Consider the following 25,493-nt stretch of genomic DNA (forward strand, 5'->3'; position numbering starts at 1 on the left):
GCAGCTCAGACATACATAGACCAAACAATAACAAAACTCAAGGACAACTGTGACATTGAAAGTTTTGACTTATTTACAAGCAGAATTGAGTATTACAAAGACTTTCAGAAAGTTGCAGGAATATTAAAACAAATCAAAGCGTTCATTTCAAAAGACACGGATACAGTTTGGGCGGGCTTTGATAATGCGGACAAGTTTTTAGACGAACTAAATCAAGACATTGAAAAAATTGAAAACTATAACTTTCAAACACTTGAAAAAGTACATGTTGAGTTTTTGCCAACTTGCACATATCAAGAGCTTTCAATGTCAAACGGTTGGAGTGACAAGTATCTTGAACTATCGACAGAATTTGATAAAATATATGAACTAATGACCGAAAGAAAAACAGCACATAACAGCACCTTGCCAAAAACGGGGCAGTTGTGGTTAAAGAAACTTTTCGGCTTCGAATAAAAATTAGTAATAGCTTGAAAGGTTAGTGATATGAAAGCCCCGCCTTCGGCAAGCCCCGAAACGTTATATGCAAGCATAATGAGACACTGCACATCAATATTGACCCTAATCATTCTGACTGCATTTTTTGCTTGTTCAGACCCTCAATTTTCGGACAAGAATATTGAAGTTAAGGCTGTAAATATTACTGAGAAGCTCGACACTTTAAGTATCAGGACATTTTACGAATGGGGTTTTGGACATCGTGGTGAAGCAGATATTTTCACCAAACACTCTAACAACCCAGACAGCGGTTTTTATAGTTACAGTTGCTTTTATTTTGACAACATTGACAGTATCAAACTTTCCATAAGTCGCTTCGAGAACTTTAAAAAAGACTTTCCTTGCGACATACAAATTGACACTTCTAAATATTACAGAGTTGACTTTACTAAATTCAAAAATGCTTCCGTCCGCATTTCGGCATTTGACAATCACGGACAAGACCAAATCATTGTTGAAGGTATTCCCTCAAAGGAATTGTTTACGACCAACGACCCATTTGAAAAATTCAAGTATCTATCCGACCTTAAAGACAGTTTAGGTATTTTAGGTAATTTCTATAGACCAGACATTGGAAACTTTATTCAGTTCTATTTGTCCTCACAACATATTCTGACTTATCTACCCGACAACTCGAATTTAAACCCGAAATTTAAAGAGATATGGCTTAAAGAATTTGCGACAGGTAAGACAATAAAAAAGAATTGGAATTTTAGAAAGCTTGACAAACCAATGGACAATGGATAGAATGCCAGCCTATAACAGCAGCAACCGTATGAAACACTCGTCTACGATGAAAACAATTATTTGGAAAGGAATTTTTTATAACTCACTTGAATATTTTCAGTTATCTGAAAACAAAGACGCAATTCTTGTAAAATCGAAAATAATTGGAACTTTTAAAGACAAAACTTACTTAGTTGAATACAGTTTGAATATTGACAAAGAATGGAAAGTTTTCAACTTTGAAATAGAATTTGAAATCAATAACAGCAAGAAAAAAATCAATGGAGTGAAAAATAATAACGAATGGAAAATAAACGGAAAAACGAACACTCAATTTACCAACTTTGACTTTATAGATACTTCTCTTTCACCATTTACGAACACGCTACCAATCAAAAATCTACGTTTAAACGACAGTCAGGAAAAAGAAATCAACGTAATCTATATTGACATTTTGGAACAAATAATAGAACCCGTAAAACAGAAATACCGAAAAAATTCTGACATTAATTATCGATATGAAAATATCCCAAATGATTTTGCAGCGGACATTGATGTGGACGAATTTGGGCTTGTAATTTTTTACCCGACTTTATTTAAGCGAATGACAACCATAGACACATAACCAAATGACAGAAAATTTATGAAACATTTAAAGGATGGACAAAACGGCTGCTGCTAACAAGGGTTTTGCAATAGTGGGGCGAAACTGCAAAGTTCAACGGTATTTCTTCGATTGAACATTTGTGCAAAATTGAAGATTTGTACTTCGATTGCCCCACCATCGCAAAGCCCCGAAACGTTAGGCGTCATTCTGCGTGCATACCTAGAAATTGTATTGTTAAGTCTTAGACCCCCCACTGACACCTTTATGTCGACAATAGTTTAATTATGATAATAGAACCATTTGGAGAACTACATTTTATTGAAAGAGACAAAGTATGGTTTGGAATGGCAGACAATATTTCGCCCGAAAACAAAGTCGAACTTTCAATAGCAGCAGACAGTAAGGAAGAGGATATTTCATTCAAAATAAAATCTATTGAAGAATTTGCTTTGGACTATCCAAATATTCTTGATAAGCTATATAACATATTATTCTTAACTGAAAGCAAATTGGACTCTCCAAAAAGCATTGAGCAGTTAAAGGAAATGTATTTTTTTACAGCCGTTTCTTTAAAACCTGACAATAAAACTTGGTGGTTGACTTTAGAGCCCCATTTTCATGTGCCAAGCATCTATAATCATTTTATTCGCTATACAATGTTTGACAGAAAAATCATCTGGAGTAATCTCAATATTCACAAAGATGATTAAACGTCGCCTAACAGCGCCTTGGCAAAAGTGGCGGAAAATTCTTCTCCAACCTTGGCTAATCTTTTAGTAATTTCACTTAACCGCCACCATTCGCCAAGCCGCGGAACGTTATAGGCAATTTTAGAACGACACTTAGAATGATTGTAAAATGTAAAAATTGTTTACCAAAAGAAGGAATTGATATTCCAGATTTTGCTATTGCAGAAAAGAGCAAGTTAATGGCGTTGACAGTTCAATCACCTCTTCATTCGACAAAATACATTATTGATAATTTTAAACTTAGCCACAGGGACGCAAAATATATTGTAACTCACATTAACAAAATTTACGGGCAATGTAACCGTTGTAAATTTGACCACCTTGACGAAGAATATATGAGTTGTCCAGAATGTGGAGCATTAAATTTTAATTGGAAAACAGACAATGGAGGAGAAATTTAAATTGTGGTTAGAATTTGAAGAAGTTGACCCTAAAAATTGGAACATTGAAAACGAGTATTGTAATATTCACGTTGACTTGGAAGACGGAAGGCATTATGGAATTAACGTTTGGACATACAAGTTTTTACAAACCGCTATTGACCAAGACAAGAAAACAGGACAAAATTTAAATGGACTTTATCAAAAACCGCCTGACTTGTTTGTAAAAGAATTAACGAGAGAATGCATTGAACAAACTATTCAAGACTTGCTTGAAATTGACGACCTTGAGAAAGTTTTGAACCCAAGTATTTATGACAGCGGGAACAACAAATAGAAAAACTGGCTATAACAGGCGTTTGGCAAAAGTGTCGGTTCAGTGATCCGCAGACACAGTTGTGGTTAATCAAAGTTTGGTTCTCCGCATCAAAATTTGTGGTGAAAAGCGCCACCTTCACCAAGCGCCAAAACGTTAGGCGTAATACTGGGTGCACACCTATCCCATTGCTAAACCAAATCCTAAATAACCGAACTAAAAGTTTTAAGATTACATAAAAAAAATAACCAATGGGACTATTTACGACGGTTTTACATGTATATAAAACTGACCAACAAGATATTATTAATGCATTGACAAAGGAATTAAGTTCAAGAGGGCTTTCAAAATTCAACCAAATAGGAGAAATTAGCGATGCTATTTCCAATAATGAAAGTGGGGTTTATTATCTCATCACTGATAAACATGGAGACTGGATTACGATTATTGAATTGAATGTAAAAATTGACAATCCATTTTATCTTTATGACCTTACAAACAAGCTAAGTTCTTCTCTTAAAACATCTGCATTGTCATTTCATTTCCATGACGATGATGCATTGATTTACAATCTAGAAAATATGGGAAATTCGATAGATGGCTATAATAGTAATTATCAATATTTTCTTAATCAGCCAGCTTCTAGACAAGAAATTATTTCCCAACGACACGAACCAAAATCATTTTCATCAATACTTCCATATGGCAAAAATTCAGACTCATTAGACTCAATTTTAAATGAGGGTTATTGGGATGCATTTGACAATAATGATTTGGATGAAGAAGGTGTCCCAAACGATGATAAATATTTTATTGATGAATTGGATAGATTTGAACGAGTTGGCAAGTATTTAGAAATCTATTCATTAAATGACTATCCATTTGCAGATTGGCAAAGCAATATTAATAAACTTAAAACCAATGAATATTATATACTTCATGCAGCGATAGATAGAAAAATAAGCAAACCTTGGTGGAAGTTTTAGTAGACATAAAGGTTTTAGAAACTGCCATTAACAGCGATTTGGCGAAAGTGGCGGAGAATTCTTCTCAAACCTTTCCAATCTTTTAGTAATTTTATCAAAACCGCCACAACGCCAATGCTTCAACGTTGGTAGCAAGCTTAAAAAAACACCCCTATGCTAAAAAAACTGTTTAACAAATTATTTTCTAAAAAGGAAGAACCTACGGGAAACTATATTGTAGCAACTCTCAACGACAAAGTAATGCCGATTGACAGAGGAGATATTTACGAAGACCCATTAGACGAATTTTTGAAATTAAAATATTATGGAGAAGTAACTGGCGGCGGAACAGGTTCGGAAGAAAATGGAGAAATTGCATTCTGCGATATTGAGATTTGCTTAAACAGAGATGAGGTAGATCATGAAATAGTAAAAGAAATTATAGTAAAACTTGAAGAATTGGGAGCACCAAAAGGATCAAATTTACTCATTGAAAAAACTGGCGAGAAAATTCCATTTGGAATAAATGAAGGACTTGCAATATATTTAGACGGGGTTAATTTATCAGATGAAGTCTATAAAAATTCCGACACAGAAGCATTTGCAAACGAAATTATAAAATTAGCAAATATTAAGAGTGAAGTAATTCGACATTGGCAAGGTAATACCGAGACAGGTTTGTATTTTTATGGAGAATCATTTAACGATATTAAAAACTCAATAGCAGACTTTGTTAAAACAAGTCCAGACTGTGAAAATTGCAGAATTGTGCAAGTTGCTTAGAAAGAAAGTCTGCTACGAGCATAAGTTTGGCAAAAGTGTCGGAAAACTCTTCTACAACCTTGCTAATCTTTTAGTAATTTCACTTAACCGCCACCATTCGCCAAGCCGCGGAACGTTAGCGTCAATTTTATGACAACAGAAACTTCAAATACTGACAATAGATTTAAAGACGAAAATTATACGCTTAACAATTTTCAAAATGAAATATTTGTGGAGTGTCCAAAATGTAGTAAAAGAGCTGTTGTAAAAAAAGAAACGCCCTATTCATACTGGTCTGAAAGAGTTTTATCTTGCCCCAGTTGTCATTTTTCACAGAGAGGACGGAAAGAGACTTATCGAGTTGAACTGAAATGCAATTGTTCAAATTGTGCGGTTGAAATTAATTTGACAATTCCGAATGTGAACGAGAAAAAAGAGAAAATAGCTGTTAAATGTAAAAATTGTGGAATAACGCAAGATTATGAACCCAGAAACATTTCCCAAGAATGGTTGTTTTCAAGCAGAGGCAAAGAAACTGAAAGTTATTTTGGGCTTCCACTTTGGATAAGTTCAAATTTCAAAAATTATACTTTTTGGGCATTTAATTATGAACATTTAGAATATCTAAAATCATACATATTTGCTGAATTACGAGAAAGAAATAGTCGAACTCATTGGACAATGGTTGAAAAGCTTCCAGTTTGGATGACTTCAAGTAAAAACAGAGACAAACTTATAAAAGTAATTAAAGAACTGGAAATCAAATAAAAACTGCCTATAACAAGGGTTTTGCAATAGTGGGGCGAAACTGCAAATTTCAACAGTAGTTCTTCGGTTCAACTTTTGTACAAAATTGAAGATTTGTGCTTCGATTGCCCCACCATCGCAAAGCCCCGAAACGTTAGGTGCAATACATGGCGGTTAACGAAAATTGCCCGAACGTACCATAACCAATACTCACCTGCTAAAGTTTTTTATGGATTAAGTTTATAATCTTCATCCTGTGTTTATGAAAATGTATATTTCAATAATTTTAATTAGCATATCTTCATTAGCGATTGCACAAGAAGAAAATAATGAAAAACTTGTTTCAAAAAAATTGAAATCCCTAGTGGCGAGACAAAAGGCACTTGGAACTGATACAATTATTACCTACCAATTAAAAAGTAATGGTTCTTTTGGCGTTGTCATTCCAGAAAATGCAGATAAGAAAACTATTGATTCCTTATCCTGCGACTACAAAACTCCGACTTTCGTATTATCATTATTAAATGGAAATATAACTATCAACAAGTTAAACCCATGTTTAAATTTCAAGCCATTAAATTGACGCCATCGATTCGACCCAAATGTACGGAGAACGAACACAGATGGAAGTGGCTGAAATCCGAATGTTATAATTTGGCGGTTGAGGCAATCATTAATCGAAGCAATTTCTGAATCCTCAATAGCTGCTGTATAATTTTTAGAAGGTTGTTAAATCAATAGGCTTTCATGGTCTTCAAAGCTGCCGGTTTTCCGAACCGAGATGACAAATAATCAAGTATACTGCCAACGAGTAGCGTGGCCGCACCAATCTCAAAAAGCAGTGCATAGGAATGTTTAATGGAAAAAAGAAATGACAATAGGTATGCCGCACCCGCGTGCGTAATGGAAAATACAATCGTCATAGTGCTCCAAACCTGTTTTTGGTGCTGAGGCCCCGCTAATTCAGCGGTCCGGCCAGCAGCCAGCGAGCTGATGCCCAGCGCCAGACTACCAACGAATACGCTAGATAACGCTAAACTCCACGTTGCGGTGGATACCAGTGGCAAAATTACACCGACCGCTTTAACCAACAGACTAATGCGAATGCTTTTTGCGAATCCGATCTTATCTGCAACTATGCCAGTCAACACCGGTCCACAGGCTGCAGCTAGACCCAACAGTACCCAAAAACGTGTACCCTGCTCAATTCCCCGGTGAAGTCCCCGGCTAACAAAATCTACCCAGAAAACAGTATGAGGAACAAATCCAACCGCATTACAGGCATAGGAAAGAAGGAGAAAGATGATAGCCCCTGACCATAGCATTCCCCTGTTGGAACTTTGACGATGCGAGGGTATATGTAGGTGTTTTTCATTACTCCCCTCGGGCCAGCCTTTCCAGACCAATAAAGTTAAGATAAACGCTATAGCAGCGAAAACAAACCAGGTCATTTCCAATCCCTGACTAACTAAAAAAGGTATAAGCGTGCCGGCAAGTGCAATACCGATACCTACACCGGAAAATATAATGCCGCCTACCAAACCTTTTCGCTCGGGAGCCGTATGTTTAAATATCGTGGGCGCGGCAATGACCATGATCACACCACCTCCAAAGCCGGCCAGTAAGCGGATCATGAAATACAACGGATAGGCGAGCGGAAAGGCACAGGTGATAAAAGACACTGCAACCAGCAATAACATGGTACGGATGAGCGTAACAGACCTTACATACCTGTTAAGGAAAGTTCCCGCCATAGAGCCGATGATATATCCCGTAAGATTTCCGGCGCCAAGATAGTCTGCCTGGGCAACTGTAAACCATTTCTCATTAACCAACGTTGGGATAAGTGGCGGATATCCAAATCGTCCGATGCCATTGCTGATAAGCAAAGTGACAAAGCCTGTCAGTGCAGGTATTGCGAAACTTCTTCGCGATTTTTTTTTGATTGCTAATTCCATAATCAAAGGTAATTCCCTTAATTAAACATTAAAAACAATTAATAATGATACATTTGTATCACTATTAATGATTAATTATGCAGATAAATGACTTGTTGATTTTCAAGGCAGTCGCCGAACATGGCAGCTTCAGTAAAGCTGCGGAGGCAACACACACTGTGCAGTCCAACGTTACCGCTAGGATTAAGATGCTGGAGACGGAGTTTAATGCCACACTTTTCGCACGCACATCCCGTTCGATTCAAATGACAGATGCCGGTGCGGAATTATTAAAAACGGCCAAACAGATCTTATTGATGATCGAACAGACAAAGACTGCGATCAATGGTGGCGAACAGTTGGTCAAAGGCGTGGTTAGGATAGGCTGTATCCATACCACAGCTGCATTACGGGTTCCTGGGATATTACAGCATTTCGGTGAAACCTATCCCGATGTGGAATTCAAGTTGAAGACAGGTACCTCGGCTGCCCTGGTCAAACAAGTATTATCATGCCAATTGGACGGCGCTTTTGTAGCGGGCGATATCACCGACCCCCGCCTTTCTTCGCAGCCGATCTTAACAGAGCAACTTGGCATCGTTGCCTCCTCACTAATCACCTCTTACGAAAAACTTCAACAAAGCGGCCGGAAACTGAAGCTGATCGTTTTTAGCGATGGTTGTTCATATCGCAGACTTGCCGAGCGAATTACAAAAGACTGGCCAGTAAGTAAGATCTCTCTGATCGAGATGGATACACTGGAAGGCATATTGAACGCAGTTGAAAAGAACCTGGGCGTGACCCTACTGCCTGTTGCCCTGATCGAAAGACTTTATCAATATAAGAGCCTTAAAGTATTTAGCCTTCCCCAACATGTTTCGCAAATGGCCACCGTATTCGTAAAAAGAAACGACGTTGGGATGAGCAGTGCCTATACCAAGTTCTACGGGTCTATCACCGACGGCTACAAGGCCTGACGATAAGCCCTGCGAAAGGCAGGCTTGTTGCCTACCCTAGCGTCTCTATGATGAATAACCAATTGCTCAAATTTGCGCCATAAATCATAAGCGATAAAGCTGAAGCCCCCATTTGCCGCAAATCTTAAGCGCAGCGTGAATGTGCATTGTGAAAATCCAGTAAATAGTTGAGACTAAAAAATCATTTATATGAAATTGGCCGTTTTCATTTACAATTATTCCTTCATTTTTGCATTCAATATGGATAATCAATATCTTCAGCTGTGTTATCAATAACATAAAAATTATGCAATCTAAAGCGCTCTACGTAATTCGCTGGATATTGGTTATTCCCGTTTGTCTGGGGATAGCCATACTGCTGGAGTGGTTTTCTACAACTGTGCTCAAAACACAGTTAGACGGCGCTCTTGTAACTGGTATAAAGCGGACATTAGTAATTCTAACATCTACAATTTGCACCATACTAGCTGCTGGTTTAATCGCTCCTAGCCACAAAATTAAAGCTTCGTGTGGGATAGCTATTTTATGGATAGCGATTTTATTAATGGCGCTAGGGATTGCATTGTTTGGGGACACAGCGTATGAGATATTAGATGGCGGGGTTAGCATTACATCACTCTTCATCGGATTGGTTATAGGGGTTATCATATCTTGGCGAGTTTACTCGCAAGAGGAAGAATATTAACTAAGCTATTGTTTTATGGTCATCATATTCAAAGACTGGTCTTTAACTGTAGACCGCGAAGCTACCTTAACAACATATGCATCTGTTGCAAATGGTAGTGCAGAAGACTGTGATTGCTCAGATTGTAAAAACTACTTGGCGAATAGGGATATTGTGTTTCCGAGTATGGTTAAATCAGTTTTGAATCAGTTGGGTATCGATTACAGGAAGGAAAGTGAGGTGTGGAAGATGTATAAAGATGAGGATGGTTTGCACCTGTACAATGGGATATTCCACTATAAGGGAAGCTTTGAAGGTAAAAATTGTGAGGTATATTAAGTTTGGACTTCTTGTAAGTATTTAAACATTACTACTAACAATGTTTTTAATACCAATATTATAACTATATTAGATTATCTAAATATTAACACTATCGCAACTCATACTCAAAATAACTGGTCGAACTTCATTTCTAGTGTCTTGATAAACGTAGCTTTACCTTTGACTCCGTTTATGTTCGAATATTTTTATTCGCAGCCATGCTGTCAACTTTTTGATAGATCTATTGTTATTGCTTTTAGCGTTTATTCATTTAGTATTGCATTTGGGACAAAGTTCCGAGTCGTATCGATCATTTGTATTATGTTTGGATTCTTAGCTGGGGGAATGTATGGTTCAGTTGACAAGAACAATATAGCAGGTCCGTGGGATATTCCAGCTATATTGATGTATATTTTAATACTAGGCTCGATTATTGAACGTTATCAAAGACACATTAACGAAAATGAAGAATGTTGGTTTTATACAATTTTTACTATAAGGGGGAATATAAATGTTCAATGAAATACTCATTTATGTGTTTGCTGCTACATTAGCAGTAATCCAATTAGTTTATGTGGTCTATAATATAGTTAGACAACGTCAAGTTGAAAAAAAGTTAGAAACTATACTGATGAAAAACCAGGAACAGCTTTATAATAAGCTCAATCATCTACCTGAGTTAACAAAAGCATGGAAACCCGAAAATGCACATTCCCTTGAATCTTATGAGGAAGCTTACCTACTATATTTTCTAAAGAATAAAATCGAAACGCTTGAGAAAGACGAAAGGAGAATGATGACGAAAATATTTGAGAGAAAAAGCAATAGTGATCAAATGAGATATGCTTTTAAATTATTCTCTGAAGCTGGTCTTGCTAATTTGTTTGACAATTATAAGAATAGAAAACTCGTAGCAAAATAATTTGCTTATGGTTTAGAGTACCCACTGATTTATTTAGCGCCCGTCTGGCGAAATTATTGAGCGTAGCTTGACTTTTTCATTCAAATGCCTAAATCGAGTAGTCAAATTCTCATCAATCAGAAATATAAAGTTTTAGGAGATGCCTGTTGGTTTAAAAAATTCTCCTTGTTCTCAAAGATTCAGATAGATATCGAGACTGGGGACCTCTACTCCATCGAGGTGTGAGCAAAAAAACTATAGAATCAAAAAAGCCAATATCTCTATTGGCTTTTCTTTGTATTTGACAATCCTCCTTCGACAAGCTCAGGATGACAGACTAGTATTTGTACACGCAGTAGTATCTAGTTCGAACCAATTATTGGAAGATTTGAGGCTTGTCGCAGCATTTGAGGAGTTTAATTAGGACCCAATTGTATAGTTTTCGACCCAAATAATTTATCTTTATTAAAACAATGAAAAACTGAGGTAATAAAATGATCAAAATAGAACTCAAGCCCTTAAAAGGAATATCAATTGAGAATATTGGAGAAATAATTTTTGGGCAATCAAAATCATCGGTTGATAATATTCTAGGAAAGCCGTCTCAATATTCAGATATCAGTCGATCATTTTATGATAGTTATGAGCTTAGGATTGACTTCGATGAAATAGGTGTCAATTTTATTGAATTTATCTATGGACCATATCCCGAAAAAACAGAGCTTTCATTATACGGCATTAATCCTTTTCAAATTGGAGCAGAGAATCTCGTAGAATTGCTATCAACAAAAAACGATGGAGAAATAGATGATGAAGGTGGTTTTGGTCATTCCTGTGCATTTGTGAATCTATCAGTAGGTGTCTATAGAGATTTTACGGATGCTGAAGTTGAAGAAAGTATTAATCAAGTTAAAGCTGAAGGAAAAAATTTAGGACAATTAGATCAACTTCTGGAAGACTTGGCATTTTCCAAAAACTTCATGACAATTGGGATTGGAACAGAAAACTATTATGGTAACTAAAAAAGTCATTCAGAATTGAATGACTTTTGAATTTTTTGACAATGCCGGTAGATACTTGTCAACAATATTTGTACACCCAATAGGATTCGAACCTATGACCTACGGTTTAGAAAACCGGTGCTCTATCCAGCTGAGCTATGGATGCATAATTAAACAAAACAATAAATTACTCCGTTTAATGGTGCAAAGATATAATTTCTGAAGGATAATTATAAAATATTTTTAAAATTATCAGCCATTTAACTAGCCTAAAAAGCTATTGATATTGATTTATAGCCAATTAGGGAAGAAATTTAGCATAACTAGCGGCATAAGCGGCATTGCTTGGTGCCAGTTGGGTAGCTTGTTTATAATAATAGGCAGCATCCGTTAACAAATGGTTTTCCTCTAGCATGAATGCTTTTAAATAGGCAGTTTCTGCAGGTGTGGTGCTTATCACATTAGCCAAAACCTTGTTACGTAATTTTTGATAAGTCACAGCATTTAAAAAGATAAATACCTTTTTATTTGCACTTTGCTCACCTTTCAAGTCCCAGTAATATTTGCCTGTTTTTTTTAGTTTTAAGGCAATAGAATCGAGCTTGGCGTATTTGGCTGCCTTGCTTTTAAAAATCACATCGCCATCTTGTGCTGAGTTATAAACCTCAACTTCGGCAATTCTGCCTTGTTTCCAATAGAGTTTTAAAGGACCATTGTTATAGTAAATGGTATCTACATATAATTTCGAATAACTATTACCCCTACTTACCGCTCCATAAGTTTTCATGTAAGCCCTTGGGTCTTTATCTGGTGTGACGTGTTTATGCGCAAAAGAGTTCCAGATGTATTTAAAATAAGCCGAAGAAGCAGAGGTACTTTGTTTGGTACAAGAAGGCAGATCGTTTACTGATTTACTCATTTTGGTTTTTAACTGCACCACAGAAAAGTTAGCGCAAACCAAGGCCAATTGTGTTTGATCTGGAATAGAGATTTGATCGGTTTTATAAAGCTGGTCGCCCTTTTTAAGGATAACTGCTTTACCTAAAACTATTTTAGCTGCCTTGCCACTGTTGTAGAAAACAACATAAGCTGGGTCATCTGCAAATGAAGCCAAGCTGAAACAAAGTAAGAAGATGGGCAGGAGCTTAAAAATTTTACTAATCATGTTTGTGCGTAAAAATGGTTTGATATCCTTTTTTCTTGTGTAACCAGGTTGCAAATGCCTCGTAGAAGTACAATACATCAACCGCCAAGATAATGGCCGCCAAGGTTGCCGTCATGTTCATCTGCGTATCAAATTGATGGAAGAACAATAATCCAATATACACAAAAAACACGGCCGATATGATTTGCGCTATCTTAGCCAACAAGTGGAACCAAATGTGGTTATCTAAATAATCTTTAATGAACAGCGACATGTGTAACCAGCACAGCAAAAAAGCAATGCTCCACATTAACCAAGCTGGCATCCTGTGGATATAGTCATGATCTTGCGCCATACTGATGATATTAGCGTGTATAAAGACACCATTCATGTCTGGCAATGCTCTACCCGTATATTTCTCGTTCATCGGCGTAAAGTGTTTATCTTCCACGTCGTTTACACCATTTGAAACATAACCCAACAAAACAATCTTATTGGCAAATACACTTGGAACTGCTTTGCCTGCAATTAGATCCATTCCATCAATAATTAAGTATTTATCCGCCTTGCGTTTGTAGTTAATGATTTCTGTGGTCTGCTTACGTTTTAATAGTTCATCATAACTTTTAGCATCGGCAACTTTTAATACGGCTACAGCAAAAGCCGGCACTTGTTCTTTCTTTTCAATTGGTGTAAAGTGCCTAATTACGCCTTCCTCCTGCCCTACAAAATTGGCAAAACCTTTATTTGCACTTTGTTTGTAAAAATAGCCTCTTCCACCGGGTGCATTGATATTATAAGCGCCTATTAGTTTTTTATTGGTACTGAACTGGTTTGATAACAAACTATCTCCTACTGCATCTTTTTTGTCGTTAAACAAGATATCTACCCCTATCGCCTTTGGGCGCTGTGCATCAACCGCTGCGATCATGGCTGCAATGTCTTGCCTATTACCTTGACCCACATTAACGATTACGATATTGGTATCTGTTGGGGTGTTTTCATTTTTATGCATTTTGGCATAGGCCAAGTCATTATAATCAAAATCGCTCAGTGCCAAATGAATAGGATCTAAGAAATGGGTATTGATTGGGATAAAAGAGAAAAAGCCCATCACTATAAATACGGCAATGGTGGCAAATAAGGTGTCTCTTTTAAAAAGGTATTTAAACATGTTGTTTTAATTTGAAGGCTATTAAAATAGATTGTGCCGTAAGATAGGGTTTTAAGCTTTTATGGGTAAATTTTAAAGCTAAAATACTTAATAATAAGCCTGCAAAAATACCTAGAAGTGGGTATTTTTTTTGGGGGAAATAGGCTGTAGTTTTAGCTAAACTTTAAAGAAACAAAAAAATGAAAACAAAAAACTTATTTGTATGCGCAATGATCGCATTTATGGCCGTAGCATTCTCATCAACCAGTGCGTTTGCTCAAAAAACAGTAGAAGTTAAGTCTACTGCAGCTGTTAAATCTAGAGGTGCAAACCCTAAAATTAAAGTAGATGCGCAAGCTTCTGATGCTAAACCAGTAGTTAAATCTCGTGGTGCTGCTTGTTCAGTTAAGTTTGACAACTACACTGGACTTTACGTAAAAGTTTATGTTGATGGTTATTACAAAGGTACTGTAAGTCCTTGGAGTGCAGGAACAGTTACTGTTGGTGATGGTTATACTACTATTTACTGCGTAAGTGCGGGTGGTACTAGAGAGTGGAATGCGAGTGGAGATTGTAGAACATCATATGTTTACACGTTGAAATAAACGAGTTCGCTCTCAAATAAAGAAGTCTCATCCTAATGGTTGGGACTTTTTTATGCCTAATTAATTGCCTAAATATCATCTTTAAAAATGCACGATCATGAAAAATAACTTACGAATTGCACTAATTGTTATAATGCTGTTTGTAACAGGTAATGTTTTTGCTCAGCAAACAAAAAAAGTTGAACTTAAATCTGTAGCAGCAGTAAAAACTAGGGGAGCAAATCCAAAAATTAAAGTGGAGATGCCTACCGCTGATGTGCTCGCAACAAAAGCCAGGGGTGGCTGTAAAATCATATTTGATAATTATACCGGTCTCTACATTAAGGTTTATGTTGATGGCTACTATAAAGGCACAATTAGCCCTTGGGGTAATGGTACAGTTACCACTACTGATGGGTACACCAGCGTTTATCTAGTAAGTGCTGGAGGTACCAGGGAATGGAATGCCAGTGGCGATTGTAGGACTGTTTGGAATTATACGTTGAAGTAATTTTAAAAAAACTTATTCCTTGGTGGATGGCTCACCAACCAAGGATGGAACCTATCCTAGCAAGCGCATTACTTATTCCTTGGTTGGTGGCTCACCAACCAATAACTACACTAAAGTTTAATTAAATTACTAATGGTTGGTGAGCCACCAACCAGGGATGCATTCCAGTTTGCCTAGCAAACACATTAGGATTGCCTTCCGATAGCTATCGGAACGAGCTGGCAATGACGCCGGGTTTAATCTGCGAATCTGCCGGCTAAACCTAAAGCACAGTACTTAAAGATTAGCCGATCCGACTGGATGCATTACGATTGCCAGTCAAGCTGGCAATGACGCCGGGTTTAATCTGCGAATCTGCGGGCTTATACTTTAAAGCGAAATACGTAAAGATTTGCCGATCCGGCTGGATGCATTACGATTGCCAGTCACTTGTCCCGAATTTACTTCGGGAAGCTGGCAATGACGCCAGGTTTGATCTGCGAATCTGCGGGCCAAAAATAACTTTCCTGCAAGCCAGACCCTGAAATTAATTCAGGGTGACGGAACGTATTACAAAGAATTCCTCAGGTTCAAATAGAACGGAACTTCTATCTTATCGGTCTTATTCTCTAGTATTAAGTTTGCAGCTTGTTCGCCTAATTGCTTAAAATCGGTTGAAATGGTGGTTACTCCATCTAATATGATGCGTTTTAAAGGTGTTTCATTGTAAGAAATCACTCCTACATCCTTCCCTATCTTTAATTGCAATGCAATTAACCTTTCTATTAAAATAACCAAATCATCCTCCATTAGGTTAATGTAAACCTCGCCCACATTAATTTCTTCTTCCTTAATGTTATGTATCACCTTGTGGTTAAAGGCATATTGCTGGCAAAACCTATAAAAACCTGTTAAGATTTCTTTAGGGAAATAACTGTCTTTAGGGAAGATGATTTTTAAGGTATGATAATTTGATAATTTACTTAAAGCTTGTTCTAAGGCTGCATAAATGTCTTGAGAGAAGTTTTCATATACTGCACCATATTCTCCAGTTACCCCAGGTAATAACTTATCAAGGATAATTAATTTTTCTTTTGGGATGGTATTAATGATATCTGGCGCATTCTCGCCCCCCTCGTTAAAGTGAGGGATAATCACAAAATGAGAATAGTCGTTCTTTTTACTAATCAGCAGCTTTTTAAACAGGGCGAAGTCGTTATTGTAGATGTAAAAATCGATCACAGCTTGGTCGCCAATCGCTTTTACAAATGAATCGTATATGATTTTTTTGTGTGTAGAAAGCTTATTGAACAACAAACAAATCTTTAGTGTTCTGGCAAAATCTGTATTGATGATAAAATACCCCTTGCCTGGAACAGATTCTACCACACCTAACTTACGCAAGTGCCTATAGCCTTTTTCTGCCGTATCCCTAGAAATTTCTAATTGGAAACTTAGCTCGTTGATAGAAGGTAAAAGACTGTTTTTCTTTAACTTTCCACTCGCTATGGCAGATAAGATGGCGTTGGTTAACTGCTTATATTTAGGTGTCGATGAATACTCATCGACACTGATATGTGCTATTAAATCTTCTGGTTTCAAAGTATTTTATATTTTCCCTAAGGTAAGGAAATTTAAATTGTTGAACCACAAAAGGGACAAAAGTTAACAAAAGCAGCTTTTGTTCCTTTTGTAGTTTATTCTTTTAACTATTCGGCTATTAAAACTGATTACAAGGTTCTTTGTATGGCCGAATAGTATTTCAATTGAATGATATCTGTTGGCACTGGGTTGGTATTCCAAACATCGTTAATGGCTAATGCCGTACCAATTGCCGTAGCTTGCGAAACAGATGATGCATAAACTTCTATATGAGGGAACGCAATTGACAATAAGTGCATATAAATTGCATTTTTACCAAAACCACCATCTACAAAAATCCTTTTCACCCCTTCATTTAGAATTAACTTTAAGGAATAGGTTTGCTGTTTTACCAAGTCGAAAATCAATTGGTGATAAGCTTCTTCTGCTGTTTTAAATAGACTTAGATCTCTACTTGCAAATGCAGAAACTGCCATGAATTCTGTTTGTGGGTTGGCATTTTCAAGCACCTTGGTACTTAACTTCAAGAACAAGCCTGGGTTAAATTTCAGGTGCTTGAAAAGATAAGCGGCCCTATCATAATGCTCAGCAATTCTTTTTAGCTGTTGTTCATGCTCGTTTCCAGCAAAAATCCTTGATGCTTTTACAGCCTTACCTTTAAAGTGCATGTAACACAAACAATCTTTTTTCAATTGTTCGGCAGTTAATGGCTCTTGATTAAAAGGATTTAAAGCGATGCACCAGGTTCCGGTAGAAAGCAATACAAATGGCGTATTAAAATTAGCTAAATAAGGGATTAAGGCTGCAGAACTATCATGAAGCCCTACACCTACATTAAACTTCTCCCCTTTGTATTCGCTTACCGAACTTGAATCACCAGGCGTAAATTCTCCAAACTTTTCTACCAAACCTTCATCAATTACCCATTGGTGATATTGGTTTTTGGTGAAATCCCACAAATGAGTGTGGCAACCAATACTGGTAATATCAGCCACTGCTTTATTGGTAATTAAATAACTTAAATACTGTGGTAGGTGAAGAGCGTATTTTATCTTACTGTATAATTCTGGTCTTTCTTTCTTTATTCTATATAACTGTAATCCAGAATTTAAACTACCCAAAACTGGGGAAGCGGTTTCTAGGGAAACCTTTTCTTCGCCACCATATTTAGCATAAAATTCTTTCTGCAAATCTTCTGGATAGGCTTTTAAGTAATTGTAAAGTGGCGTTAATGGTTCTCCATTTTCATCTAAGTAAACAAAACTTGCACCATAAGTAGAGAAATTAATCGCCTTAATTTCAAACTCATTCATTTGCATCACTTGGGCCAAAGAATCGTGAACAGAGGAGATGAGGCTATCCAAGTTTTCACAAGGTTCTCCATCTTCATCTTCTGTTTCTATAAAACGAGCCGCTCTTTCGAAAACAATGTTATACTCTTCATCAATCAGGAATAACTTTTTATTGGTTTTTCCTACGTCGAATATTGCTATTACGGGTTTAGACATGTTATTTCTCTTATAAACCAGTAGCTACGGTGTTTTGTCCGCGTTGCTGGATTAACGTTTTTCTACAAGCTAAACTACGATATAAATTTAATGGAGACAAGGCAGCGCCTGCTCTTAATCTTGCTTCAGCCACTAATGCTCTTAAATCACTACGGAAAGTATGTTGTAAAATCTCCTGGCAAGCTACTACATCATTGTTTTGTTGTGCAGCTACCAATGCTTTTCTATCTACCAATAAAGCTTGTGCATAAGCAATCATGATGGCCTCAATTGATTGTAATAAATCTTCTAAAGGGTCTTTCACATTGTGAGATGCATCTATCATCCAGCCTAAGCCAGTTGCGTGATCCATACCTTTTGCATCCATACCTTCAACCAATTCGTTAAATATCAAGAACAATTGATAAGGTTTGATACTTCCAGTGGTTAAATCGTCATCACCATATTTAGAATCGTTAAAGTGGAAACCACCTAACTTACCTTCCATTAATAATAAAGAAACAATTTGCTCGATGTTTGCATTTGGCAAGTGGTGACCTAAATCTACCAAGGTATAAGCTTTATCGCCTAGTTTGTTAGCGTATAATAACGACTGACCCCAATCTCCAACAGTTGTTGAATAGAAATTAGGCTCATAGGCTTTATATTCTACAAACATTTTCCAATCTGATGGTAATGCTGCATAAATCTCTTGCAAGCTGCTTAAAGTATTTTCAAAAGCTTGTCTGAAGTTTAATTGACCAGGAAAACAAGAACCATCTGCTAACCAAACGGTTAAAGATTCTGATCCTAGGGCTACGCCTTGTTTAATTACTTCGATATTATGTTCGATAGCTTGCTTGCGAACCGCTTTATCTACGTGTTGCAAAGAGCCAAATTTATAACTTACTGGAGAACCTGGTTGGTCTTGAAATGTATTTGAGTTTACGGCATCGAACTTTAATCCGTAACCAGCTGCCAGACTTTTAATCTGATCAGGGTTTTGAGGAATATCCCATGGGATGTGCAAAGAAATAGCACCACTTGAGTTATTTAAAGCGTGTAATAAACCTACATCTTCAATCTTCTGCTCCAAGTTTGTTGGTTCGCCACCACCTGTTGCAAAACGTCCGAAACGTGTACCTCCAGTTCCTAAAGCCCAACTTGGGATAGCAATTTGGAAATCCACTAGTTTTTTAATGATGGCTTCAATATCAATATGTGACCACTCGCTCTTTAAGTTGTTAAATCTCTGTTGGTGAGTGCTTGAAAGAGAGTCGTTGTGTTGTGCTATTTGATTTTTCTCAATATTCATGAGTACGGTTTGGTTAAAATTAAAAATACGTCATGCTGAATTTATTTCAGCATCTTCTTTGCAGGGAAGACCCTGAAATAAATTCAGGGTGACGAAATTAGAGTATTATCTAGCGAATGCCATGGCTACGCCACCATCAACATTTAGCATGTTTCCGGTAGATTTGCTTAGCAAGCCACCTACAAATGCAAAACAAGCATTTGCAATATCTTCTGGTAATATAATTTGGTTTAACAAGGTACGTTTTGCATAATAAGCAGGCAATTCTGCAACGGTAATTCCGTATGCTTTTGCTCTACCTTCTGCCCAGCCACCTGCCCAAATATTACTATCGCTAATTACAGCATCAGGGTTTACCACATTTACACGGATATTATCTGCACCTAATTCTGCTGCATTTAATCTGCTTAAATGTAACTGAGCCGCTTTTGCACTGCCATAACCTGCATTATTTGGTCCACTTACCAAAGCATTTTTACTGACGATGTTAATGATGTCTCCACCAATATCTTGTTTTTTCATTGTTGCAGTAGCCGCTTGAGTAACAAAGAACTGCCCTTTTACCAATACATCATACAATAAATCCCAATCTTTTTCGCCGTGATCTGCAATTGATTTAGAGATTGATAAGCCTGCGTTATTGATTACAATGTCAATTCCACCGAAAGCTAAAGCTGCCGAATCAAAAGCGGTATGGATATCATCAGCACTAGTTACGTTTAAAACTGCTGTGCTGTAAGCATCTTTACCATATAATTTTAAGAACTCTGCTCCTGCTTCTTCCAATCGCTCTGCGTTCATGTCATTTAAAATAACAACACCACCTTCTGCAACGAATTTTTTAGCAATTGCTTTTCCAATTCCACCTGCACTACCCGTAATCAAGGCAATTTTACCTGTTAACGGTTTTGGCTTAGGCATACGTTGTAATTTCGCTTCTTCTAACAACCAGTATTCGATGTTAAATGCTTCTTGGTGTGGCAATGAGGTGTATTCTGAAATGGCTTCAGCACCCTTCATTACGTTAATGGCATTGGTATAGAATTCTGCCGCTACCCTTGCGGTTTGTTTATCTTTAGAGAAAGTAAACATACCAATACCGGGATATAAAATTACAACTGGGTTGGTATCGCGAATTGCAGGACTATTTGGGTGTTTACAAGTCTCGTAATAATCGGTATACATTTGTCTGTATGCCTCAAAAGCTGGTGTTAAACTTGCTTTTAAAGCAGCAACATCAGATAAATCAGCATCGCTAGCTAAATCTAAAACCAAGGGACTTATCTTAGTACGCAAGAAGTGATCTGGGCAACTGGTACCCATTGGTGCTAAGCGACTTAAATCATTTGAGTTAATAAATTCCAACACTCTAGCATCATCAGTAAAATGACCAATCATGTGTTGTTTTGAAGAACATAAACCACGTAAAACTGGCGCTAAAGCAGCTGCTTGTTTTTTACGTAAATCTTCAGTAGCACTTTCTATTTTTTGTCCGCCGAAAACTGGACCTTTTTTACCGTAATTTTCATTTAGGTATTCAGAGCAAATCTCAATTACATCTAAAGTATTGATGTAACTTTCATAAGCTGTATCGCCCCAAGTGAACAAACCATGAGAACCTAGCATGATACCTCTAATGCCTGGGTTTTCATCTAAACATTTCTTAAGCGATAAACCTAATTCAAATCCTGGTTTTTTCCATTCAACCCAACCAATTGTTCCGTTGAAAAGCTTTTCTGTAATTGCCTTGCCGTCTTTAGCAGCTGCAATTGCAATAGCAGCATCTGGATGTAAATGGTCTATATGCGCAAAAGGTAAAAACCCGTGTAGTGGTGTATCGATTGATGGTGCTTTAGAACTTAAATCGAAAATGCAGTGGTTAAATAACTCAACCATTTCATCTTCATGTTCTACACCACGATAAATATTTTTAAGACTTCTTAATCTATCAACGTAAAGTGCCGCTAAGCCACTTTTTTTCAAAGTACCTAAATCGCCACCAGAACCCTTAACCCACATTACTTCGGTTTCTAAACCTGTTAATGGGTCTTTTTCTTGCAACTTGCAAGAAGTATTACCACCACCGTAATTGGTTAAGCGTAAATCTGCACCTAATAAATTAGAACGATAAATTAATAAGGCCACCTCATCACCTGCTAGTTTTGCAGCCTCTTCATCATCCCATAAATAACTTACGTATTTATAACTCTTTGTATCGATTGACATTTTATATAATTTTTATTTTTTTAAACCTTAATTGAATTTCCGTAACCTACAATTAATACAGATAGGATAATTGTGGCTATACCTACTATAATTGTAATTAATGTACCTTTTGACACACCTTTCCATTCTTTTAAAATTAGCCCCCAAGCGTTTGCAATTAAAATGATAAAGGCCATGTGCAAAATCCAAGAACTTGCACCGTTACCCATTTTGCTTTCGCCCATGCCATAAAAGAAGAATTGTAAGAACCAAGTTGTTCCGGCTAATGCCGAAAAGATATAATTTTTTAACAGTGGAGTTTTTGCATTGGTATAATCTCCAAAAGTTTTATTTCTAGCATTTAAAATCATACACCAAATAAAGTTGGTAGTTAAACCACCCCAAAGGATAACGATATAAGTAACATTATTCGAATAAAGGAAATTAGTAGTTTCAGTAGGATTAGCCGCTTTCCATACTGTATTTACTGCATCAGAAATTGGCTTGCCAGCTTCGATACCAAAATTGAAACAAGCACTTAATACGCCTGAAACAATACCTACAAATAAACCTAATCCGAATTTGTATTCTGTTTTAACCTCTAAGCCATGAGGATCGGTAACAGCGGTCTTTAACTGTTTTTCTTTCATCATTCCGGCCTTACCGCAAATGATAATTCCTATTACACAAACTAAAAGCCCTAACAAAACCATCTGCCCCCAATCTGTGGTTAAAAACATGGTAAACGTGTCTTTACCTTCCTTTGGGAAAACATCAAAATAAATGGATGGCAATATTGAGCCCAACACCATACAAAGTCCTAAAATAATAGAACTACCTAATGAAACCCCTAAATAACGAACACCCAATCCATAGGTTAATCCTCCAATACCCCACAAAACACCAAAGAAATAAGTTAACAAAAGCACGCTTCCAGTTGTACTACTTAAAAAGTCTGTAAAATTTGGAACAGTTAAATAAGCAGCCAATGGCGGCACAATTAACCATGAAAAGATACCACCTACTATCCAGTAACTTTCCCACGACCAGCCTTTAACTTTTTTGTACGGAATGTAAAAACTACCAGAGGCAAAGCCACCGATAAAATGAAAGAAAACACCTAAAATTGCTTGCATATATTATTTATATTTGGTTTGTCTAATGTAGAAATTGATTGAAATTTAACTGTTATGTACTGTTATGTCGGTATTGTATATAAATGATTACTTTAATAGTGAATATTCGATATGATAAGTCCCCGAACCCACGCTTAAGGTCTTTTCGCCAGTATTAAGCCCCATTATTTTGATGTAATTCAACTTTTCTATCTCTTGTCCATTATCGGTAACCTTGGCATTTGCCGATGAAGGTAAAATAATATTTGCCGAAGTATTTGTTGGAATAATTACATCTAAAGTAAATTTATTATCGGCTAATTTCCAAGCAGACATCACCTCTCCATAAAGTGTTTCTAGTTTAGCCGAAGCGTTTGTGAAATTGCCACCAGGCTTAGGGGCAATAGTTATTTTTTTATAACCAGGTTCGGCTGAATTGTAATTGATACCTGCAACAGTTTTGTACATCCAATCGCCTATGGCTCCATAAGCATAGTGATTAAACGAATTCATTGAAATGGCTTGGAAACTCCCATCTGTCTTAATACCATCCCATCTTTCCCAAATTGTTGTTGCGCCCATTTTTACAGGATATAACCATGATGGATAAGTTTCTTGTAAAAGCAATTTATAGGCTACATCTGTATAACCAAAACGACTTAATACATGGCATAAATAAGGTGTACCCAAAAAGCCTGTAGTTAAGTGATTGTTATATTGTTTAATGTTTTCTACTAATCGGCCAGCTGCTTGTGCCCTCATATTCTCTGGTAACATGTCAAAGTTTAGGGCCAGCACATAAGCTGTTTGGGAATTTGAAGTTAATTTACCTGATGGCGTAACATATTCTTTCATGAATGCAGCTTTAATGATAGCAAGCAAGGCTTCATAATTAGCTACATCTTCGTCATTCTGTAAAACTTTAGCGGCATTAATTACATTTTGAGTTGATGCTGCATAAAATATCTGAGCGATCAAATATTTTTCAGTCAAGGCAGATTTCCCATCTTTATCATCATTTACGCTGTAAAAAAGCCAATCGCCGTAATGTGGTCCAGAATTCCATAGGTTATCTTTACTAATACTCTTCACATAATCAACAAAGGCTTTCATGCTCGAGTATTGTCTGGCTAGCAAATCTTTATCGCCGTATGCTAAATAGTAATTCCAAGGAATAATGGTAGAAACGTCTGCCCAACCTGCAGAACCAGCATTTACTGGTTTTCTTACATCGGGTATTACAACAGGAATGTTTCCATTTGCATGCTGGTCTACTTTTAAGTCTGCCAACCATTTAGAGAAAAAGCCTGATACATCCATGTTAAATGCCGCAGTGCTGAAGAAAACTTGCGCATCACCAGTCCAGCCTAAACGCTCATCACGTTGTGGACAATCCGTTGGCACATCTAAGAAATTACCTCTTTGCCCCCATTGTATGTTATGTTGCAACTGGTTAACTAAAGTATTTGAAGAGGTAAATTCTCCAGTTGGTTTCATGTCAGAATAAATGGCAATGGCCGATAAATTACTCTTATCTAAGGTGCCTTTATAACCAGTTATCTTTACATACCTAAATCCTTGAAAAGTAAAATGAGGTTCTAAAACATCATCCTTTCCTGTTAAGATGTATTTATTCTCTTGTTTCGCATTGCGAAGATTTTCAATGTAAAAATTACCTGCTTTATCTAACACTTCAGCATGATTTAAGGTAATGGTATCTCCGTTATTGCCTTTTAACGAGAGTTTAACCCAGCCCACCAAGTTTTGTCCAAAATCTATAACTGTCTCTCCCTTTGGAGTTTTGATGATATTTAAGGGAACAAAAGTCTCGTGCTTAACAACAGCAGGCCCTAAGGGTACAACTAAGTTTCCTTTATCGTAATCAACTGCTTTTACCAATTTCCAATCCGCAGCATTTAGATTGATTGTTGAAGGTATTAATCTGGCATCAAAAGTTTCGCCATTATAGATGTCTGATTTTTTGATAGCCCCCTCCATTGATGACTTCCAAGTTCCATCTGAATTAACCACTATTTTAGAGCCGTTTGTCAAACTGATTTCTAATTGATATAAAAGGGCAACTTCTTTTCCGTAGAGGTTCCTCTTATTGTTAAATTCTAAATTGCCTCTATACCATCCATCACCTAGGGTAACCAACGTAGCATTTGTTCCTTTTTTTAAGAGCGAGCTTACATCATAGGTTTGATATTGTAAACGTTTATTGTAGCTGGTCCACCCCGGTGTAAATAGTTCATTACCTACTCTTTTACCATTTAGCGTAGCTTCATATAAACCGTGAGCAGTAATATATAAACGAGCTGATTTAATTTCACCATTTAAATCAAATTGTTTGGCAAACATAGGTGCCGAACCTACTTTTCCATCTGTTGGAATAGCTGTTTCTATCCAACTGGCGGTCCAGTCTGTTTTATTAAGCATGCTAATTTCAAAGAAATTTACCTCGCTCCAAGCGGAAGTATTTTTATAATTATCAGTAACTCGAACTTGCCAATAATAACGTGTTTTTGCTTTTAAAGTGGCCCCAGCGTAATGAACATTTACAGATTGGTCACTTTCTACCTTATTCTGCCAAACTACCGCTTTGTCGCCAGTATAAACTTTGACTTCGTAACTCTTTTGTACGGTCTGTTTAGTAGCTGATTTTAATTTCCAACTAAATCTTATTAATGTGGTATCAATACCTATTGGATTGATTTTATAATTAATTTTTAAATCTGCTACACTAATTTTTTGTGCAAGCGCAAGATTGGATATCAATGCCGCTATAAAAAGGAGGATGATTTTTTTACCCATGAGAATTTAATAATTGGTTAACTAAAATAACAT

At 36.8% G+C, this 25,493-nt stretch carries 26 protein-coding genes and 1 tRNA gene; 16 read left to right on the plus strand and 11 right to left on the minus strand.

Going from position 1 to position 25,493, the window contains the following annotated elements:
* The 10 genes from EZ428_RS23955 to EZ428_RS07245 form a co-directional block, all read left to right on the plus strand.
* Positions 1–456: hypothetical protein (locus tag EZ428_RS23955; protein ID WP_165501728.1), on the plus strand; the 456-nt coding region annotated here is incomplete at its 5' end.
* Positions 457–534: 78 nt separating this feature from the next.
* A complete protein-coding gene (locus EZ428_RS07200) occupies positions 535–1,245 on the plus strand; it encodes a hypothetical protein (protein WP_131552484.1) in 711 nt (236 codons plus the stop codon).
* Positions 1,238–1,849, plus strand: a complete 612-nt coding sequence (locus EZ428_RS07205) for a putative glycolipid-binding domain-containing protein (RefSeq protein ID WP_131552485.1) — start codon at positions 1,238–1,240, stop codon at positions 1,847–1,849. The genes EZ428_RS07200 and EZ428_RS07205 overlap by 8 nt, the downstream gene beginning before the upstream one ends.
* 266 nt (positions 1,850–2,115) lie before the next feature.
* Positions 2,116–2,541, plus strand: a complete 426-nt coding sequence (locus tag EZ428_RS07210) for a hypothetical protein (protein WP_131552486.1) — start codon at positions 2,116–2,118, stop codon at positions 2,539–2,541.
* 137 nt (positions 2,542–2,678) lie between these two features.
* Positions 2,679–2,981 carry a hypothetical protein gene (locus tag EZ428_RS07215; protein ID WP_131552487.1) on the plus strand — a complete coding sequence of 101 codons (303 nt, stop codon included), beginning with the start codon at positions 2,679–2,681 and terminating at the stop codon, positions 2,979–2,981.
* Complete coding sequence (locus EZ428_RS07220) at positions 2,965–3,297, plus strand: hypothetical protein (RefSeq protein ID WP_131552488.1); 333 nt, start codon at positions 2,965–2,967, stop codon at positions 3,295–3,297. The genes EZ428_RS07215 and EZ428_RS07220 overlap by 17 nt, the downstream gene beginning before the upstream one ends.
* Before the next feature lie 230 nt (positions 3,298–3,527).
* On the plus strand, positions 3,528–4,262 hold the full coding sequence (locus tag EZ428_RS07230; RefSeq protein WP_131552489.1) for a hypothetical protein: 735 nt from the start codon (positions 3,528–3,530) through the stop codon (positions 4,260–4,262).
* 153 nt (positions 4,263–4,415) lie between these two features.
* Positions 4,416–5,024, plus strand: coding sequence for a hypothetical protein (locus tag EZ428_RS07235; protein ID WP_131552490.1), 609 nt, complete (start codon positions 4,416–4,418; stop codon positions 5,022–5,024).
* A 129-nt stretch (positions 5,025–5,153) separates the two neighbouring features.
* Positions 5,154–5,771, plus strand: coding sequence for a hypothetical protein (locus tag EZ428_RS07240; protein ID WP_131552491.1), 618 nt, complete (start codon positions 5,154–5,156; stop codon positions 5,769–5,771).
* A gap of 241 nt (positions 5,772–6,012) precedes the next feature.
* A complete protein-coding gene (locus EZ428_RS07245) occupies positions 6,013–6,333 on the plus strand; it encodes a hypothetical protein (RefSeq protein ID WP_131552492.1) in 321 nt (106 codons plus the stop codon).
* 151 nt (positions 6,334–6,484) lie between these two features.
* Here the strand turns inward: EZ428_RS07245 and EZ428_RS07250 are convergent, their stop codons facing one another.
* Entirely contained in the window at positions 6,485–7,708 is a 1,224-nt protein-coding gene (locus EZ428_RS07250) for a YbfB/YjiJ family MFS transporter (RefSeq protein WP_131552493.1), read from the minus strand.
* Positions 7,709–7,785: 77 nt separating this feature from the next.
* Here EZ428_RS07250 and EZ428_RS07255 point away from each other — a divergent pair, with 77 nt between their 5' ends.
* Positions 7,786–8,664 (plus strand): LysR family transcriptional regulator, encoded by an 879-nt coding sequence (locus EZ428_RS07255; protein ID WP_131552494.1) that lies wholly within the window; start codon positions 7,786–7,788, stop codon positions 8,662–8,664.
* A 303-nt stretch (positions 8,665–8,967) separates the two neighbouring features.
* Here EZ428_RS07255 and EZ428_RS07260 read toward each other — a convergent pair whose 3' ends face one another.
* Positions 8,968–9,312: a hypothetical protein gene (locus EZ428_RS07260; RefSeq protein ID WP_131552495.1), complete on the minus strand. Its 345-nt coding sequence runs from the start codon at positions 9,310–9,312 to the stop codon at positions 8,968–8,970.
* 52 nt (positions 9,313–9,364) lie between these two features.
* Here EZ428_RS07260 and EZ428_RS07265 point away from each other — a divergent pair, with 52 nt between their 5' ends.
* The 3 genes from EZ428_RS07265 (at position 9,365) to EZ428_RS07275 (ending at position 11,572) form a co-directional block, all read left to right on the plus strand.
* Positions 9,365–9,667 carry a hypothetical protein gene (locus tag EZ428_RS07265; RefSeq protein ID WP_131552496.1) on the plus strand — a complete coding sequence of 101 codons (303 nt, stop codon included), beginning with the start codon at positions 9,365–9,367 and terminating at the stop codon, positions 9,665–9,667.
* A 493-nt stretch (positions 9,668–10,160) separates the two neighbouring features.
* The gene (locus EZ428_RS07270) at positions 10,161–10,571 is read left to right on the plus strand and encodes a hypothetical protein (protein WP_131552497.1); all 411 of its coding nucleotides are present in this window, start codon (positions 10,161–10,163) and stop codon (positions 10,569–10,571) included.
* A gap of 473 nt (positions 10,572–11,044) precedes the next feature.
* On the plus strand, positions 11,045–11,572 hold the full coding sequence (locus EZ428_RS07275; protein ID WP_131552498.1) for a hypothetical protein: 528 nt from the start codon (positions 11,045–11,047) through the stop codon (positions 11,570–11,572).
* A gap of 71 nt (positions 11,573–11,643) precedes the next feature.
* Here the strand turns inward: EZ428_RS07275 and EZ428_RS07280 are convergent.
* The 3 genes from EZ428_RS07280 to EZ428_RS07290 form a co-directional block, all read right to left on the minus strand.
* Positions 11,644–11,717 (minus strand) — tRNA-Arg (locus EZ428_RS07280).
* A gap of 135 nt (positions 11,718–11,852) precedes the next feature.
* The gene (locus tag EZ428_RS07285; RefSeq protein ID WP_131552499.1) at positions 11,853–12,716 is read right to left on the minus strand and encodes a hypothetical protein; all 864 of its coding nucleotides are present in this window, start codon (positions 12,714–12,716) and stop codon (positions 11,853–11,855) included.
* On the minus strand, positions 12,709–13,869 hold the full coding sequence (locus EZ428_RS07290) for a CHASE2 domain-containing protein (RefSeq protein WP_131552500.1): 1,161 nt from the start codon (positions 13,867–13,869) through the stop codon (positions 12,709–12,711). The genes EZ428_RS07285 and EZ428_RS07290 overlap by 8 nt, the downstream gene beginning before the upstream one ends.
* Positions 13,870–14,048: 179 nt before the next feature.
* On the opposite strand from EZ428_RS07290, the gene EZ428_RS07295 reads away from it, so the two are divergent.
* Both EZ428_RS07295 and EZ428_RS07300 read left to right on the plus strand, forming a co-directional pair.
* Complete coding sequence (locus EZ428_RS07295) at positions 14,049–14,453, plus strand: hypothetical protein (protein WP_131552501.1); 405 nt, start codon at positions 14,049–14,051, stop codon at positions 14,451–14,453.
* A gap of 97 nt (positions 14,454–14,550) precedes the next feature.
* A complete protein-coding gene (locus tag EZ428_RS07300; RefSeq protein WP_131552502.1) occupies positions 14,551–14,943 on the plus strand; it encodes a hypothetical protein in 393 nt (130 codons plus the stop codon).
* 549 nt (positions 14,944–15,492) lie between these two features.
* Here the strand turns inward: EZ428_RS07300 and EZ428_RS07305 are convergent.
* The 6 genes from EZ428_RS07305 to EZ428_RS07330 form a co-directional block, all read right to left on the minus strand.
* Positions 15,493–16,524 (minus strand): GntR family transcriptional regulator, encoded by a 1,032-nt coding sequence (locus tag EZ428_RS07305; protein ID WP_131552503.1) that lies wholly within the window; start codon positions 16,522–16,524, stop codon positions 15,493–15,495.
* A 128-nt stretch (positions 16,525–16,652) separates the two neighbouring features.
* Positions 16,653–18,032: an FGGY-family carbohydrate kinase gene (locus tag EZ428_RS07310; RefSeq protein WP_131552504.1), complete on the minus strand. Its 1,380-nt coding sequence runs from the start codon at positions 18,030–18,032 to the stop codon at positions 16,653–16,655.
* 10 nt (positions 18,033–18,042) lie between these two features.
* A complete protein-coding gene (locus tag EZ428_RS07315; protein ID WP_131552505.1) occupies positions 18,043–19,326 on the minus strand; it encodes a sugar isomerase in 1,284 nt (427 codons plus the stop codon).
* A 105-nt stretch (positions 19,327–19,431) separates the two neighbouring features.
* Positions 19,432–21,552 carry a bifunctional aldolase/short-chain dehydrogenase gene (locus EZ428_RS07320; RefSeq protein ID WP_131552506.1) on the minus strand — a complete coding sequence of 707 codons (2,121 nt, stop codon included), beginning with the start codon at positions 21,550–21,552 and terminating at the stop codon, positions 19,432–19,434.
* 20 nt (positions 21,553–21,572) lie between these two features.
* Positions 21,573–22,667: an L-rhamnose/proton symporter RhaT gene (gene rhaT, locus EZ428_RS07325; RefSeq protein ID WP_131552507.1), complete on the minus strand. Its 1,095-nt coding sequence runs from the start codon at positions 22,665–22,667 to the stop codon at positions 21,573–21,575.
* Positions 22,668–22,754: 87 nt separating this feature from the next.
* Positions 22,755–25,460: an alpha-L-rhamnosidase gene (locus tag EZ428_RS07330; RefSeq protein ID WP_131552508.1), complete on the minus strand. Its 2,706-nt coding sequence runs from the start codon at positions 25,458–25,460 to the stop codon at positions 22,755–22,757.
* Positions 25,461–25,493 lie beyond the last annotated feature (33 nt).

The organism is Pedobacter frigiditerrae (assembly GCF_004331645.1).
GTDB classification, from domain to species: Bacteria; Bacteroidota; Bacteroidia; order Sphingobacteriales; family Sphingobacteriaceae; genus Pedobacter; species Pedobacter frigiditerrae.